The 14,453-nt window shown below is 61.7% G+C and carries 19 protein-coding genes; 13 read left to right on the top strand and 6 right to left on the bottom strand.

Annotated elements, in window-relative coordinates; translation table 11 throughout:
• Positions 1-329 (top strand): thrombospondin type 3 repeat-containing protein (locus tag ZBI01S_RS09970; protein WP_222822392.1); only part of this gene is annotated, 329 nt, incomplete at its 5' end.
• A 102-nt stretch (positions 330-431) separates the two neighbouring features.
• On the opposite strand, the gene ZBI01S_RS09120 is transcribed toward ZBI01S_RS09970, so the two are convergent.
• Positions 432-869 carry a pyrimidine dimer DNA glycosylase/endonuclease V gene (locus tag ZBI01S_RS09120; RefSeq protein ID WP_066059501.1) on the bottom strand — a complete coding sequence of 146 codons (438 nt, stop codon included), beginning with the start codon at positions 867-869 and terminating at the stop codon, positions 432-434.
• Between the two features lie 305 nt (positions 870-1,174).
• Here ZBI01S_RS09120 and ZBI01S_RS09115 point away from each other — a divergent pair, with 305 nt between their 5' ends.
• Positions 1,175-1,372, top strand: coding sequence for a Rossmann-fold NAD(P)-binding domain-containing protein (locus ZBI01S_RS09115; RefSeq protein WP_066059497.1), 198 nt, complete (start codon positions 1,175-1,177; stop codon positions 1,370-1,372).
• 3 nt (positions 1,373-1,375) lie between these two features.
• Here the strand turns inward: ZBI01S_RS09115 and ZBI01S_RS09110 are convergent, their stop codons facing one another.
• The 5 genes from ZBI01S_RS09110 to ZBI01S_RS09090 form a co-directional block, all read right to left on the bottom strand.
• Positions 1,376-1,909 carry a GNAT family N-acetyltransferase gene (locus ZBI01S_RS09110; protein ID WP_066059494.1) on the bottom strand — a complete coding sequence of 178 codons (534 nt, stop codon included), beginning with the start codon at positions 1,907-1,909 and terminating at the stop codon, positions 1,376-1,378.
• A 139-nt stretch (positions 1,910-2,048) separates the two neighbouring features.
• Positions 2,049-2,510 carry a GNAT family N-acetyltransferase gene (locus ZBI01S_RS09105; protein WP_066059492.1) on the bottom strand — a complete coding sequence of 154 codons (462 nt, stop codon included), beginning with the start codon at positions 2,508-2,510 and terminating at the stop codon, positions 2,049-2,051.
• 72 nt (positions 2,511-2,582) lie between these two features.
• The gene (locus ZBI01S_RS09100) at positions 2,583-2,948 is read right to left on the bottom strand and encodes a VOC family protein (RefSeq protein ID WP_066059510.1); all 366 of its coding nucleotides are present in this window, start codon (positions 2,946-2,948) and stop codon (positions 2,583-2,585) included.
• 313 nt (positions 2,949-3,261) lie between these two features.
• Positions 3,262-3,738 carry a DUF2231 domain-containing protein gene (locus ZBI01S_RS09095; RefSeq protein WP_066059489.1) on the bottom strand — a complete coding sequence of 159 codons (477 nt, stop codon included), beginning with the start codon at positions 3,736-3,738 and terminating at the stop codon, positions 3,262-3,264.
• 385 nt (positions 3,739-4,123) lie between these two features.
• On the bottom strand, positions 4,124-5,611 hold the full coding sequence (locus ZBI01S_RS09090) for an aminotransferase class I/II-fold pyridoxal phosphate-dependent enzyme (RefSeq protein ID WP_066059487.1): 1,488 nt from the start codon (positions 5,609-5,611) through the stop codon (positions 4,124-4,126).
• A 92-nt stretch (positions 5,612-5,703) separates the two neighbouring features.
• Between ZBI01S_RS09090 and ZBI01S_RS09085 the strand changes: the two genes are divergently transcribed.
• The 11 genes from ZBI01S_RS09085 to ZBI01S_RS09035 all read left to right on the top strand — a co-directional run.
• The gene (locus ZBI01S_RS09085; RefSeq protein WP_066059484.1) at positions 5,704-6,633 is read left to right on the top strand and encodes a LysR family transcriptional regulator; all 930 of its coding nucleotides are present in this window, start codon (positions 5,704-5,706) and stop codon (positions 6,631-6,633) included.
• An 87-nt stretch (positions 6,634-6,720) separates the two neighbouring features.
• The gene (locus ZBI01S_RS09080) at positions 6,721-8,103 is read left to right on the top strand and encodes a D-alanyl-D-alanine carboxypeptidase/D-alanyl-D-alanine-endopeptidase (RefSeq protein ID WP_083524679.1); all 1,383 of its coding nucleotides are present in this window, start codon (positions 6,721-6,723) and stop codon (positions 8,101-8,103) included.
• Positions 8,104-8,262: 159 nt separating this feature from the next.
• Positions 8,263-8,859 carry a MogA/MoaB family molybdenum cofactor biosynthesis protein gene (locus tag ZBI01S_RS09075; protein ID WP_222822391.1) on the top strand — a complete coding sequence of 199 codons (597 nt, stop codon included), beginning with the start codon at positions 8,263-8,265 and terminating at the stop codon, positions 8,857-8,859.
• Positions 8,856-9,308, top strand: a complete 453-nt coding sequence (locus ZBI01S_RS09070) for a molybdenum cofactor biosynthesis protein MoaE (protein WP_066059478.1) — start codon at positions 8,856-8,858, stop codon at positions 9,306-9,308. Before ZBI01S_RS09075 ends, ZBI01S_RS09070 begins: the two co-directional genes overlap by 4 nt.
• Entirely contained in the window at positions 9,305-10,384 is a 1,080-nt protein-coding gene (gene moaA, locus ZBI01S_RS09065) for a GTP 3',8-cyclase MoaA (RefSeq protein ID WP_066059476.1), read from the top strand. The genes ZBI01S_RS09070 and moaA overlap by 4 nt, the downstream gene beginning before the upstream one ends.
• 86 nt (positions 10,385-10,470) lie before the next feature.
• Positions 10,471-11,058 carry an isochorismatase family protein gene (locus ZBI01S_RS09060; RefSeq protein WP_066059507.1) on the top strand — a complete coding sequence of 196 codons (588 nt, stop codon included), beginning with the start codon at positions 10,471-10,473 and terminating at the stop codon, positions 11,056-11,058.
• Between the two features lie 129 nt (positions 11,059-11,187).
• A complete protein-coding gene (locus ZBI01S_RS09055; RefSeq protein WP_159421485.1) occupies positions 11,188-11,490 on the top strand; it encodes a hypothetical protein in 303 nt (100 codons plus the stop codon).
• Positions 11,487-13,130, top strand: a complete 1,644-nt coding sequence (locus ZBI01S_RS09050; protein WP_066059470.1) for a hypothetical protein — start codon at positions 11,487-11,489, stop codon at positions 13,128-13,130. Before ZBI01S_RS09055 ends, ZBI01S_RS09050 begins: the two co-directional genes overlap by 4 nt.
• 143 nt (positions 13,131-13,273) lie before the next feature.
• Complete coding sequence (locus tag ZBI01S_RS09045; protein ID WP_066059467.1) at positions 13,274-13,744, top strand: hypothetical protein; 471 nt, start codon at positions 13,274-13,276, stop codon at positions 13,742-13,744.
• Between the two features lie 63 nt (positions 13,745-13,807).
• Complete coding sequence (locus ZBI01S_RS09040) at positions 13,808-14,053, top strand: hypothetical protein (protein WP_066059464.1); 246 nt, start codon at positions 13,808-13,810, stop codon at positions 14,051-14,053.
• A gap of 76 nt (positions 14,054-14,129) precedes the next feature.
• Positions 14,130-14,453 (top strand): hypothetical protein (locus ZBI01S_RS09035; protein WP_222822390.1); only part of this gene is annotated, 324 nt, incomplete at its 3' end.

Raw genomic sequence — 14,453 nt, 5'->3', positions numbered from 1 at the left:
CTGACGGCGACGGCCTCACCGACGGCGAGGAGGTCACCGGTTCGAAGACTGGCGGTGTCCGCACCGACCCAAACAAGGCTGACACCGATGGTGGTGGCGTCAACGATGGTGACGAGGCAACTGCTGGCACCGACCCGGTTGATGCCGGTGACGATGCCAAGGTTGCGGTTGACGAACAGGGTAAGCCTGTTCCAGCAAAGCCTGATGCGCTCGCAATCACCGGTGCTGACCAGGGCACCTTCATGGGAATCCTTGCCGCTGCGCTTGGCGCAGTTGGGCTTGGAGGTCTCATCGCCCGCCGTAACAAGGGTGAGACCGATAACGCCTAGTCCTTAACTAGCCGTTAGACAGAAGGCGGTGGCTTCACGCAATGTGAGGTCACCGCCTTCTAACGTTCAGCTCGAACGCGCCGGAGCCCGTCAACCACGTTGCTAGGGGCGTTCCCAGCTCGCTATTGGCCCCGGGCAGCGTTCGAATAGTGGATGCGGTGCAATCGTCGCCGCGGCAAACGGTTCAGCAAGCTCCGGCGCGCGGTCGCGCAGTTTCCGAAGCAGATGCATCCGCTCATATTCGAGCTGCCCCTCGGTCACCGGGATCTTCGCGACAACTTCGGCCGATTCCGGCAATGGGTCGATTTTTGTGGCGTCGAAGCGGTATCCACGAGCGGTCGCTTCGCGCTGCACGGCGTGCAGGTATTCGTGAATCGCAGCGGCAGGATCGGGGTGGTTACGGAACCGCTCAAGCTGCGGATGCGCACGGTACCCCTTCGTGCGCTCGTGCAACACCGCTTGCGCGAGCAGTGCCTCGCGCCAAAGCGCGACCAGCCCGATCCGGTCGAGGTGTTGTGGATGCAGACTCCAAAGGCGCATGGCAGGCTTTCGTTGCGTTCGGGGAAGGCGAATTGGTCAGGACAGCATACGGGGCGGCAGCCGCACCAACCCGAATGGCCTGGACCGGACCGTTTTCGCCCGCCAGCAGCTCGGCCGTGTCGTTGGGGAGCTGAGCGCAGGCTTCGTTGTGGCCGGTGCCGACATTGAATGAACCGGGAAGGATCGAAAACACCGGGTATTCACGCCCGGCATCGGTGCATGAAACTCGCACGACGCTCGACGTCATACTTCGTCGCCTGGGGTGTCGGCGGCTAGGTTTGACAGGTCTGAGGAGGGGAGCTGCCATGTCCGATTCACCCACCACGCAGATCGCGATGCACGCCGATGATCGCGACTTTCTCCGCGAAATCGCGGCCGGATGCCACAAACTTGGCGTGCCGGTCACCGTTGCCGATATTGACAAGCTGTGCGACAAGCACGGCATCGACGACCCCGATTTCGCCGCCGAACTGCTCGCCATCGGTAACGGCGAGCAGCCCTAGCGCCTACTTACGGCGATCGGCGAGCTGAGCGCGCATCACGAAATGCGGCGCTCCGGCACGCCCAATAAACGCATCGCCCTCGATCGCAAACCCGCGCTTGGAGTAGGCGCGCTGCCCGGCAACGTTGTCGTTGTGGACCGCGAGCACGACTGAATCGTGCTCGGGGAACCGTGCTGCCGCCGCATCCAGCACCAACTCAGTAGCTAAGCTGCCGAGCCCCGACCCCTGCCAGTCAATATCGATCACGAACCCGCGGAAAACCAGCGTGCCCATCGGCCACTCGTTGCCGGGCGCATCTTCAACGTGCAGCGTGCCGATGCCAACAACCTCATCGGCGCCATCGGTGGTGCGACGCACTGCGAAGGTGTCGCGCGACGGATTCTCGCGGGTGAGGTCGAGCTGGTGCTCGGCCGACTGCGCAAAGTCTCGCTGCGTCTCATTGAGACGCACACGCTTGAGCGCGGTTTCGGTGGATTCGCGCTGTTGCGCATCGAGGTCGCGCAAGAACTCGAGTCGCAGGGTTTCCGTAGCGGCCATGGGCGATCCAATCAGTCGGGTTATCGGTTGCTGCTTGCGCCCGGGCTGGGCAGAAGGATGCAGTAACCGCGTGGGAATCGTTCGAAAATCCTACGGACATCTGCCGACACAAACCCGTGGATTTGATGGGGCGCAGCCGTTAGTTCGCGCGGGGCACGGCGTCGTAAGTTACCCAGCTGGTGCGAGTGGCAAGCGTGTCGTACAGCGCCTGGGCCTGATGGTTGTCTTCAGCGGTGATCCAACGCACGAGCGACTTTCCTTCTGCTGCGGCCTTTGCCTGCAAGGCCTCGATGAGCGCGCGGCCGATGCCCTTGCCGCGCATCTCAGGGTCGGTGAACAGATCGTCGAGCCAGATACCAATCGTTCCGGCGCTGGGGCGCAGGAAATCGCGGTGGTTCGCGATCCCCACGATCTGGCCGCCCAGCTCTGCAACGAGCGAGCCGCAAGGTAACGCGGGGTCATGCATCCAGCCCCAAACGCGATCAACAACCGCATCCGATGGCTCGAGGCGATAAAACTCGCGGTAGGCGCGGAATAGCTCGCACCAGCGCGCCTCGTCATCCGGGCGAACCGGGCGAACGGTGATCTGGGTGTCGGTCATGGCAGCCTCCTGGCGTCATTGCCATTAGAAACGGGTGCTGCGAGTGTAGTTGCGCGTGTGTGCCGTGCGCAATCAGCTGCCGAATGGCAGCATCAGGCAGAACGGGTGCCCGCTCGGGTCGAGCATGACGCGCCAGGCATCGGGCTGTGGTTGCGGTTCGGCAAGGGATGCGCCGAGTTGCGTCGCGTGGGCCGTGGCGGCTTCGAGGTCGTCGACTTCGAGGTCGAGGTGGAGCTGTTGGCCGGGCTGTGGCCAGTGCGGTGGCTCGTAGCCGTCGACGGTGATAAAGCTCAGCACGTAGCCGTCGGCCTGCAAGCACACAGTGCGGCGGTCGTCGCTGGCGTACGCCTCGTCGAGTTCCAGGAACGCGCCGAAAAACGTACCGGTGGCATCGGCATCGGCGCAGTCGATGGTGATGGAGGCGAGGCGTGGAGGCATGGTGTGATCGTAGCCGCGCAGAATCTGCACAAGTGTCTCGGTTTGGGCATTTGGTGGGCAATACGTCCGCGAAACGCGCAAAACGAGTCATGTAGGCGGGTGCGGGCGGAATCTGCGACCCGGTCTCGGTGCGGGTGACATGGCCGGTGTCGTTTGACTCATCAATTCGGTGGGTTTGTGTGGGATCTGCGCGGATTTGGTCGGTTTTGATGAGTCATACGACGTTCGTTCCAAGGGAAAATAGGAAGGGGGCCAGCGCCGCAGCGCCAGCCCCTTCCTGTGTCGGCCCGTGATCGATTCGATTTGGCGGTGGTTATTCACCGGTCCAGACGGCGACTGCACCGGAGTGACCGGTAAGCACGGTGAAGACGATCGTCGCGACGGCAGCGAGAATGACGAGCACAACAAGAACCAAGTGGAACTTTGCGTATCGGCCGGCGACCGCACCGCGACCGGACGCAAGCGGAGACTGAACCGGCAGGATCCACCATGCCAAGAGCACAAGCCCGACTAGGCCAATGGTTGACACCGTCAGGAAGTTTGCCCATTGCTGGTGGATTTCGATGAGGCGTTCGCCTTCTTCGCCCGCAGCCGCGAGTTGTTCACCGGTCTGGCGGGTTACGAACAAGGTGACTGCGGCAATGATGCTCACGACAGTGGTTGGCCAACGCAATGCCCAGCGCCATGACGGCACCAGCACAAAACAAATCGCAGCGATTGCTGCAACGGGAATAGCAGTGACTGCCGCGTGGACGAGCAGTGGATGCAACGGGAGCGAAAGTGTTTCCATGAGTCTGAAACTAGACCCGTTTCAGCGCAGCCGCACCAAAGGAAAGGCTGGCCTTTCGAGGTAAACGTTCAGGCAATTTGAACTCAAGCAGCCCGGTATGGGTGGCGCGGAATCTGCTCAAGTGTCTCGTTTTGTGCGTTTGGTGGGCAATACGTCCGCGAAACGCGCAAAACGAGTCATGAAGGCGGATGCGGGCGGAATCTGCGACCCAGTCTCGGTGCGGGTGGCATGGCCGGTGTCGTTTGACTCATCAATTCGGTGGGTTTGGGCGGGATTTGCGTGGATTTGGTCGGTTTTGATGAGTCATACGACGTTCGTTCCAAGGGAAAACAAGAAGGAGCCAGCGCCGCAGCGCCAGCTCCTTCTCGTTACCGCGGGTATTGTCCTACTTCACCACGCGGAACATTTCCGACTTCGGGTCAACGGCACCGCGCACGTAGCCAACAGAGGTGGCGGCGGTGGCCTGCAGATACTCAACGATTTCTTCGGTAATCTGCTCACCCGGGGTCAGGTTCGGAACGCCCGGTGGGTACGCGGCCAGCGAGTCGCTCGAAACGCGACCAATCGCATCCTTCGCCGAGACGATCTCGCTCGGTGCGAAGAACGCTTCGCGCAGCGACATGATGCGCGGACCGGGCTCGAGGAGCTTGGCTTCAACGGCGCTGCCTGGGCTTTCGGGCAGGGCGTGCAGTGCGTCGATGAAACGGTCGACATCCATGTCGATGGCGGCACCGAGCACGAACACGATCGAGCCGTCGGTCGCGAGCTCGGGCACCACACGGTGCTCGTAGGCGAGCCGCTCGTACATCTCGAAACCACCGATGCCACCGCTGCGCGCGTCGATCGTGACCTTCATCGGGTCAACGGCAAACACGTCGTCGTACGACATCAGGCGGTCGTAGGTTTCGGTGAAGCGGCCGCGTTTGGCGATTTCTTCGCGCACACGCTTGGCCGATTCGATGCCGCGGTCAAATTCGCGGGATGCGCGGGTCGCGAGGAATCGGCGGGTCTCGTCGAGCGACGCCATCAGCAGCGCACTCGAGCTGGTCGAGGTAACCGTGCGCGAGACGCGGTCAATGGCCTGGCCAATTTCTTCGGCGAACGGGCCGTCGCCCAGCAGCAGCATCGCGGACTGCGTAAGCGATCCGGCGAGCTTGTGCGTGCTGGAAATGACGAGGTCGGCGCCGAGGCGAATCGCGTTGACCGGCAGCTCGTCGTGGAAACCGAAGTGCGAGCCCCACGACTCGTCGATGATCAGTGGCTTGCCGGCGGCGTGCACCACCTTGGCGATTTCTTCCACGTCGGCCACAGCACCCGAGTAGCTCGGGCTTACCAGGAACACGGCGTAGGCATCGGGCGACTCTTCGAGCGCCTGTCGCACCTGTGCAACCGAGATGCCCTGCGCGAGGTTCAAACGCGCATCCACCGACGGGGCGAGGAAGTGTGGCTCGATGTTCGCGAGCATCATGCCGTCGATAGTCGACGAGTGCGCACTGCGCTGCACGATGAGCTTCTTGCCGAGGGTACCGAGCGCCAGCAGCGAAATCTGGTTGGCCGACGACGCGCCGTTGGTCAGGAACCACGCCTGCTTGGCGCCCCACGCCTGAGCGGCGAGCTTCAGTGCGCGCTGCATCGTGTCGGGGGAGTTGCCCAGCGGCAAGTGCGGGTTGGTCAGGCTGAACTCCGTCATGATCATCGGGAAGTCCATCTCGAGCACGCGCTTGCCGAACAGGCGCTCGAGGTGCTTGCTCTGGGCGCCGTGGCCCGGAACAAACAGACGTTGGAGGTCAAGGTTTGCCAGCGCCTGTAGCTGCTCTGCGTACGGCGCTGCGAACTGGGTGTCGTACAGTTCGAAGTTTTCGAGGTCACTCATACGAGCGAGCTAACCGGCAACGGTACGGGTGCACAACCCCGCAACATCCATGACCCCTCCATATGCAGTATGGATGCGGCTAGCATGGTTCCATGCTCGATCTTCGGCAATTCGCGGTGCTCGACGCCATCGCCCGCACCGGTTCGCTTGCCGCGGCCGCGCGCGACCTGCACTACGGCCAACCGACCGTCAGCCACCACCTGCGCGCGCTCGAACGCCACCTCGACACCAAACTCGTCGAACGCTCCGCAAACGGCGCCGTGCTCACACACGCTGGCGACGTGTTCTTGGCGCACGCTCGCGCCGTGCAAGAACGGCTGCGCGTCGCCGAAGACGAGATCGCACAGATGCGTGACCACGGACAGCAATTGCTGCGCATCGGCACCTTCGAATCAGCCGGTGCGCGCCTGCTGCCGGAAGCGCTCGCGAAACTCGGCGCCGGCACTGCAATGCGCGTCGAGCTCGTCGAAGGCGAACCACTCGGGCTCATGCAACAGCTCCTCGACGGTGCCCTGCACTGCGCGCTGCTCTACGACTACGACGGCGACACCACCGTTGCCGGGCACAGCCTGCGCCAACAAACCCTCGAACTCGAGCCGTTCAAAGTGTTGCTCGCCGCCGACCATCCGCTGGCCGACGATCCGGAACTCGACCTCGCCGATCTCGCCGAAACCGGGTGGATCCGCTCGCGCAGCCCCCTCGAAGCGAGCGAACGCGCGCTGATGTCAGCAACCGGCGCCGCCGGCTACGAACCAAAGACGCTCCTCTATAGCGAGGACTACTCGCTCATTCACGCGTTCGTCTCCGCTGGCATTGGTGCTGCGCTCGTGGTGCCGTCGGTCGTTGACGGGCGACGTTCGGTGGTCGCGAAAACGACCGTGCAAGACCTCGGGATGCGCCGAGTGCGGTTCGTCTCGGCCGTTCGCGATGGCGCGCTGCGGCAGGTGGTCGACCGGCTCGAAGCCCTGCTCATGAAGGCAGCGGGAGTCTCGAGCGTCGCCGAGAGCGCGACGACACCCTGAGTGCGTACGCTTGCGGCGACACAGTAGCGAAGTACGGCACAGTAGCGAGTGCAGCACAGAAGCGAAGTACAGCAAAGGTAGATACGGATGCACGCAACAGCTCGCGGCGGACGGCGCTTGGGTGCCGTGGTGGCGGCGATTGTGGCGCTTCCGTTGGGATTGGGGGCGGGCGTAGCCGCCGCGTGGGGTGGTGCCGGTGAGCTCTTCGTCGCTGACGCAACCCCGACACCGACCGAAACGCCGATGCCGCCGCTGCCGAGTGCATCCATTGACCCAGCCCCGCCCCGCACCTGCAGCATCACCGGCACGGTGACCCAGCCAAACGCGCTCGACGCCCACGGGCTGGTCGAAAACGCCGAAACCGGCGAAGTGCTGTTCGACTACGGTGCCGAGCAACCCACGCCCACGGCATCGGTCATGAAGCTCGTCACCGCCACGACGGCGATGTACGAGCTCGGGCCCGACACCCGGTTTGAAACCAAGGTGTACCCAGGCGAGACCGAGGGCACCTATGTGCTGGTTGGTGGCGGTGATCCGACCCTTCGTGCCGGCGGCCCCAGCGTTTACGGCGACCGCGCACCGTCGCTCGACGACCTTGCCGGGCAACTGCGCGAGCGCGGCATCAGGGTGCAGCGCATCGGCTACGACGAATCCCTGTTCACCGGGGCACAGTGGCACCCGAGCTGGCACGAACACGACCGCGCCGATGGAGCCGTCGGCGACGTTTCGGCGCTCATGGTGGATGCGGGGCGGCAAGACCCCGCGGCCCACTATTCCCCGCGCACGCGCACCCCCGCCCAAGACGCCACGAACGCCTTTGCGCAGAAGCTCGGCGTTGCCAACGCCGGTGCGCAGACACCCAAAGCCGGCAGCGAACCGGTTGCCACGGTGCAATCGGTGACCGTGCGCGACCTCGTGCACGAACTGCTGCTGAACAGCGACAACATCATTGGTGAAGCCCTCGCGCGGCACGTTGCAATCTCGCGCGGCACGGGCAGTGACTTCGCCGCCATCAGCGAGGCGCAGGTGCAGGTATTGCGCGAACTCGAGGTGCCGACCGACGCGTTCAACGGCGCCGACGGATCGGGCATGTCGCTCGAAAACCGAGCAACCGCACTCACCATCATGGGCATCGTCGAGCTCATTCAACGCGACGAACACGGGCTGGGAGAGCTGCGCGAGTACCTGCCGCAAAACCAGATCTCCGGCACGCTCAAGGATCGCCTGCCCGGAATCCCCTCCGGCCAGGTGCAGGCAAAAACCGGCTGGACCGACGAAGTCTTCGGGCTGGCGGGATTCATGACCCTCGCCGACGGCACCCGCCTGCGGTTCGCCGTCTTCGTCGCGATTCCGCCCGCGAGCGGCCAGCGCACGACCCTCGACAATCGCGATGCGCTGGACGCGATCATCACCGACATCTACCAGTGCGGCACCGGGCTGCGCGGCAGCATCCGCACCGTTTCGGTTTAGCGACTACGCCACATCGCATCCGCGGCCGTTTCACAGCTGGTCGGTACTCAGACGGCCGGCACGCATGCAGCAGCATGAGGAATACCTGCAGAACTCGGCCATTGCGCGTATTGTGGCGAACATTGTGTTTTGCTAATGCGCCGCAGAAAGGAGTCGGTCGTGCACAACGAAGTGAACGCAGCGGTCATCACCGTCTCCGACCGCTCCGCACGCGGCGAACGTGCCGATGCCTCGGGCCCGGCCATGGTCGCAACCCTCGCGGCTCGCGGTATTCACGCGACAGGTCCGGTTGTTGTGCCGGATGCGGTGGATGCGATTCAAGCGGCGGTTCGGCAGGCGCTCGCGGCCGGTGCACAATTGGTGCTGCTTACCGGCGGTACCGGGATTGCACCACGCGACGTCACCGGAGCGGCACTTGCCCCGCTACTTGACGAACGCATCCCCGGAATTGAAGAAGCGCTGCGCGCTCGCGGACTCGCAACCGGTGCACCTGGCGCCATGCTGAGCCGACCCGTTGCCGGAATTATTCGGGATGCTCGCGCGTTGTGTATCGCAGGCCCCGGTTCCCGCGGTGGCGCTCGCGATACCGCCGAGATCGCGGCCGATATTGCCGCGCACGCACTGGCACAATTGCGCGGCGACGGCGAATCCGGCCACCAACCGCCTATTGCAACAACCCCCAACACCGACGCAAGGCCAAGCGCAACGCCGCACGACGCCACGACGACCACACCAAACTCAGGACACGAACTATGACCGTTGACATCGCCGCGATCAGCGAAACTGCGCTGGCACTCGACCCCCACCTGCGGGCAGTCGAACATGCAACTGCCGGGGCGATCGCAACGTTTGTCGGTACCGTGCGCGATCACGATCCGGATGCATCCGGCGAAGTAACCCTGCTCGAATACTCGTGCCACCCCGACGCCGAGCGAGTGCTCGCCAATATCGCGCACTCGCTTGACCGCGATGACGTGCGCATCGCGGTGAGCCACCGTATCGGCGCGCTGAACGTTGGCGACAGCGCCATCATTGCCTGCGTTTCGAGCGCCCACCGCGCCGAAGCCTTCGATATTTGCCGCGAACTCGTCGAGCGCATCAAGCACGAAGTGCCGATCTGGAAGCGCCAGCACGCTGCCGACGGCACCACGAACTGGCAGGGCATCAGCGCGGGACCTGTCGAACCTGCGGGAGCGACCGCGTGAACGCCGTCAACATCGGTATTCCGCGCATCCGTCGCGCCGAACCCGACCCGGCCACGGTGCCAACCGAAGGCCCGCTCGTCGACAGCTTTGGCCGCATCCACCGCGACCTGCGCATTTCGCTGACCGATCGCTGCTCGCTGCGCTGCACCTACTGCATGCCCGAAGAAGGCGTGCCGTGGCTGGCGAAAGAAACGCTGCTCACCACCCCCGAGATCGTGCGCATTGCGCGAATCGCCGCGTCGGTGGGCATCGTGGAAGCCCGCCTGACCGGTGGCGAACCGCTGCTGCGCCCCGACATCGTGGATGTGGTGCGTCAGCTCGCGCAGATCGAAACCGAAACCGGGCCGATGCGCATTTCGCTCACCACGAACGGGCTGGCGCTGCCAAAGATGATGGACGACCTGGTTGCCGCCGGCCTCGAACGCGTCAACGTGTCGATCGACACGCTGCGTCGCGATCGCTACCGCGACCTCACGCGCCGTGATCGCCTTGATGACGCCATTGCCGGTATCCGTGCCGCTCGCGATAGTGGCCTGCGCCCGCTCAAGTTGAATGCGGTGGCCATGCGCGGCGTGAACGACGACGAGATCTGCGACCTGGTCGCATTCGCGGTCGAGAACCAGGCAGAGATGCGGTTCATCGAACAGATGCCGTTGGATGCGGGCCACACGTGGAAGCGTGAAGAAATGGTTGTCGGTGAAGAGATTTTGGATGCGCTCCGCGAGCGTTTCCGTCTCGACCCCGTAGGTGGGCGTGGTGCGTCGCCGGCAGAGGAATTCACCATCGATGGTGGCCCGTACACGGTTGGTGTGATCGCTTCGGTAACCGCGCCGTTCTGCGGCGCCTGCGACCGCGTGCGATTGACCGCCGACGGTCAGATTCGCAATTGCCTGTTTGCTCGGGACGAGTCGGATGTGCGGCGCGTGCTGCGCGACGAAACGCTCACCGAAGCCGAACAGAATGCCGCGGTTGAACGCATCCTGCGCGTCTCGATTGCGGGGAAGCTTCCCGGTCACGGCATTGACGACCCGGGCTTCTTGCAACCGGACCGTCCGATGTCGGCCATCGGTGGCTAGCGTTTCGGGTGTGCTGACCGGGCGTCTGGCCCGCCAATATCGCGAAACATTCGTGAGTTTCCACAGAAAGTGGGATGATTGGCGATATGGCATTGGCACTTCTCGTCGTGGACGTACAAAGGGACTTCACCGAAGGTGGCGCCCTCGGGGTTGAAGGCGGGGCCCAGGTTGCGCAAGACATCACCGATTATTTGCGCGCACACCCAGGCCGGTACGATCTCGTGATCGCCTCGCGCGACTGGCACGACGGCAAGACCGACAATGGTGGTCACTTCAGCGACCAGCCGGACTTTGTTGATTCGTGGCCGGTGCACTGCGTTGCCAAGACCAACGGTGCCAAGTTTCACCCCGCGCTTGATCAGGACCTCTTCGACTACGAGGTCCGCAAGGGCTGGGGCAAGCCGGACTACTCGGCGTTCCAGGGTGAAACCGAAGACGGCATGTCGCTGTTGGATGTGCTGCGTACGCGCGAAATTGACGACATTGATGTCGTTGGAATTGCGACCGATCACTGCGTGAAGGCGAGCGCGCTGAGTGCGCTGAGCCTGGGGCTGCACACGCGCGTGATTCTGCCGCTCACCGCAGCGGTTTCACCGGATACGGTGCACGAGGCGCTGGCAGAGGTTGAGGACGCCGGTGGGGAGATCCTCACCGAGGTTCCCGGCGCCAACTAGCTGCGGTGATCTCGGCCCGGATGCACGGGTCACGTTCCGTGCCTCCGCCTGTGGGTAACGTTGCTTTGCGGATGCATCGCAATGGTACAGTTCGCTCAATTGGCCTAGCCGCAATGAGGGGGTATGGGAATGGCTGAGCTGTATATTCGCGAGGGCGACCTCGAGAAGACGAGTGAGCGGACGGCGCTCGTCGCCGCTGAAGTTGGGAATCGTCGGTTGAGTAGTATGCCCATCGCGGAAATCGAGGGCATGCCCGGAATGGCGGAGTCGGGGCTCGAGGAGTTGGCGCGGGACCTGCGTAAGTTCATGGATGACCTGGCAGCTCGCCTGGACGAGGCGAGTAACGATTGTCTGGCTGTGGCGGCAGAGTTCGCCAATGTGGATGAAGCGTTTGTGCGCGAGTTCGAAGTGACGATTGGAGATCGGCCGTGACCAGTTGGGCAGATTTGCGGAATTGGGCCCAGGGCCCGTTCACTCAGGCGTATGGCGAAGCCAAGCATCTGCAAGAGAAAGCCCAGCAGGCAGGCGACGACATTCGGTCGGCCCGCGTCGGGATCGAGAGTGTTGGTGAGGTTGCCGAGCGCCTTCGGCTGATCCTTGCCGGGTTTGAGGCAGATGCGGATGTGGCTGAATCGGCCCTGACGCTCGCAATGCGGGCGCTGAACGAGGCAGAGGAGTCGGTTGAGCAAATCTCCATGGAAGTGGCGGCGACCGATGGGCGCGCACAGTCCAATTATCTTGAGATTAGCGACTACGGACACGTACGGATCCAACCTTGGGTGGTCGAGTCGTGGGAAAGTATCCCGTCGGCTGACCGTCTGCCTGAGGTATATATGGACCATCCATACCAGATCGCGGAGGAATATCGTCACGAGCTCCAAGCGACGGTTGATCGGATAATGCAGTCAGCAATCGAGGCTCGAAACGCGTTGGCCGCTGGGGTAGCAGCCGCCCAGGTCGGATTGACTCGAGGTGAAACCATCGCCGAGGCGGTGGGTTCGAGTCGTGCCGACATCTCGAGAAGCGATGTTGAAGGTTGGGGCGAGATGACTCCTGCGCAAGTGCGGGCAAACTGGGACGCCTTGTCGAAAGATCAGCAGGATCAGATTCTTGCGCGGTATCCCGAATTGATTGGGAATCTTGCGGGAATCCCATTTGCGATTCGGAAGCTTGCGAATGACAAGAACATGCAAGCGTACATTGACAAGGTCAACCGCGAGCATCCCGATCTTGAAGGTGAGATTGAACGACTGAAAGAAGAGATGAATGCACCTGGCAGCGTTCAAGAAGAACGTGCTGGAATTACTATCACCACTGACGAAGAAGAGGCCAGACTGGCGGAGCTTGAATATCTACTCGCTTCTAGAAACGCGGCCGAGTCGTTGCTTGACGGTGGCGGCGCCATCAAATTCGACCCCGAGAACGACAGTGTCATAGCAATATCGGGTGAATTGATTGATAGTCCAGACAAAATAATTACGTATGTGCCCGGAACTGGTACTGATATGTCGAGTTTCTCAGGAAGCATCACAGACATGCCTGAAGATGTAATTGAGCGACTAGCTGATCAGGATCGTTCAGCCGTAGCTTTCACGGTCAAAGATGGACCTTGGTCCACATGGGGCGGGGAAGGTTCGAACAGTAGCCCTGAGGAAATGCGAGAGCGTGGCGAAAAAGTTGCAGACTTTCAAAGGCTCGTGCAAATCGAAGATTATGGAGGTGATCCGGAAACCGTGGCTATTGGTCATTCTGCTGGGATGACCAAAGTCTCGGCTGCGGAGATGGGTGGCATGGTCACGGATGAATCGATCTCCCTCGCTGGCTCCTATGTGTACGATGAATGGAGAGCTACGCCTGGCGCAGAATATACCCATATTCAGTATAAGAATGATGCGATCAATGCCGTCGACATCTTTGGCAAGAAAACTCCGCACAATCAAGATGTGTTCGAAAAAACCTATGTGCAGCCTGAGGTGAATAATAATGGTATTGATGGCCACTCCAAGATCGCCCAGGGTGACGGAACTAACTGGGAGGGTGTTGGTGCTATTTCGAGGGAAATCATTGACTAGCTATGCGGGGGTGTCTAATGTTGCAATCATATAGGAGGATGCTTAGAGTGTCGTTGGCTGGCGCTGTAGTCGGAGGTGCAACATTGTCAATGTTGTCGGGTTGTGCAGCGGCGCCTTCGAGCCCTGATGAAGATCCAATAGTCATGACTCCCGAAAGTGCGAAAGCCCGGTCAGTCGAGCTTCAACATGAAGTTCTGGAAGTCATGCCAAAAGAATATTTCACTGAGAACGACCTGCCCGGTATTGATTCGGGCACCACACATCGCTTGCTAAAGTGCGCGCCGATTTTAGATGAACAGTACGCAAAGAGTGATACGAAGTTGGTCCAATATCCAGGGATGTTTGCCGTTAATCTAAACGTGGGAGTCCCCTTGGAGAAGGCGGCTGAGGAGACCTACAGGGCGGCAGCCCGTGAGTTGGGGGCACCTGGAACCAACGTTGAGGCGGAAGCCAACGATTTCTACTATCCACCGATCAAGACGGAGGACGGTTATTCAATCATTATCTCGTTCACTGAGGTAGGTGATTCGCCGAAAGACAACATCGTGGTGGACGTCTGGAGCCCGTGTTTCATTCCCGAAGGTGGCACGCTGCCGCCCGGTAGGAAGATTTAGTGTGGCGGTTGTGGTTGTCTAGTTTCTGATGGCGTGTGCCCCCCTCAACGATGAGGAGGCAGCATGGTGGCGCTGCATTCGGTGCAGCTTGAGGGCGTTGTCGGCGTTGAAACGGCTGCGATTCGGCACAGTGCCGGGATGTCGAAGCATTCTGCTGCGGAGCCGTCCGGGATGGTGACTAATGAGGTTGTTTCGACCGGCGGGGCGTACGTAATCAATGACGGGTTTGACGGCCACGTCCGCATTGCTCAGGGCGCGCACCTGAATGAGCGCGGGGTTGAGGTCATCGGTGACGAAATTAAAGACTAGGAGCGGTCTGGTGAAGACACCGTGCGTCGCAATGAGAGAAATTGTTCATCACCGGACAGGGCGTGCACTTCGCGCATTGACTTTCTTGCCGGTCGCGCTGCTCAACGTGGTTGGGTGTGCTTCCCTGACTGAAACTGCTTCAGACAGTAGTGATGCAGTGCCAACGATTGCTCCTGCGGATGCTCGCGATCGCTCGATAGAGTTGCAGCGTGAAATCGTAGAAATGATTCCAGCGGTGGATCGTGAGGACAACTTCCTCCCCGGCGTTGACGCAAAACCAACCTTGCTATATTTCTGCAAGCCCATCCTCTCAGAAGACTATTACGAGTCGTCGGGTGAGGACGTCGAGGCGGTGCAGTATCCGGGGCTTGTCTATGTGGCTTTGGATCGCGGTGCATCT

The sequence above is a fragment of the [Zimmermannella] bifida NBRC 103089 genome (genome assembly GCF_001570925.1).
Classification (GTDB): Bacteria; Actinomycetota; Actinomycetes; order Actinomycetales; family Microbacteriaceae; genus Gulosibacter; species Gulosibacter bifidus.
Note: the sequence above shows the minus strand (reverse complement) of the source record. Positions and strands in the feature narration are given on the sequence as shown.

Coding starts and splice junctions, on each gene's coding strand:
- ZBI01S_RS09120 (WP_066059501.1), bottom strand. CDS start 869: ATGCGCCTTTGGAGTCTGCATCCACAACACCTCGACCGGATCGGGCTG.
- ZBI01S_RS09115 (WP_066059497.1), top strand. CDS start 1,175: ATGTCCGATTCACCCACCACGCAGATCGCGATGCACGCCGATGATCGC.
- ZBI01S_RS09110 (WP_066059494.1), bottom strand. CDS start 1,909: ATGGCCGCTACGGAAACCCTGCGACTCGAGTTCTTGCGCGACCTCGAT.
- ZBI01S_RS09105 (WP_066059492.1), bottom strand. CDS start 2,510: ATGACCGACACCCAGATCACCGTTCGCCCGGTTCGCCCGGATGACGAG.
- ZBI01S_RS09100 (WP_066059510.1), bottom strand. CDS start 2,948: ATGCCTCCACGCCTCGCCTCCATCACCATCGACTGCGCCGATGCCGAT.
- ZBI01S_RS09095 (WP_066059489.1), bottom strand. CDS start 3,738: ATGGAAACACTTTCGCTCCCGTTGCATCCACTGCTCGTCCACGCGGCA.
- ZBI01S_RS09090 (WP_066059487.1), bottom strand. CDS start 5,611: ATGAGTGACCTCGAAAACTTCGAACTGTACGACACCCAGTTCGCAGCG.
- ZBI01S_RS09085 (WP_066059484.1), top strand. CDS start 5,704: ATGCTCGATCTTCGGCAATTCGCGGTGCTCGACGCCATCGCCCGCACC.
- ZBI01S_RS09080 (WP_083524679.1), top strand. CDS start 6,721: ATGCACGCAACAGCTCGCGGCGGACGGCGCTTGGGTGCCGTGGTGGCG.
- ZBI01S_RS09070 (WP_066059478.1), top strand. CDS start 8,856: ATGACCGTTGACATCGCCGCGATCAGCGAAACTGCGCTGGCACTCGAC.
- ZBI01S_RS09060 (WP_066059507.1), top strand. CDS start 10,471: ATGGCATTGGCACTTCTCGTCGTGGACGTACAAAGGGACTTCACCGAA.
- ZBI01S_RS09055 (WP_159421485.1), top strand. CDS start 11,188: ATGGCTGAGCTGTATATTCGCGAGGGCGACCTCGAGAAGACGAGTGAG.
- ZBI01S_RS09045 (WP_066059467.1), top strand. CDS start 13,274: ATGACTCCCGAAAGTGCGAAAGCCCGGTCAGTCGAGCTTCAACATGAA.
- ZBI01S_RS09040 (WP_066059464.1), top strand. CDS start 13,808: ATGGTGGCGCTGCATTCGGTGCAGCTTGAGGGCGTTGTCGGCGTTGAA.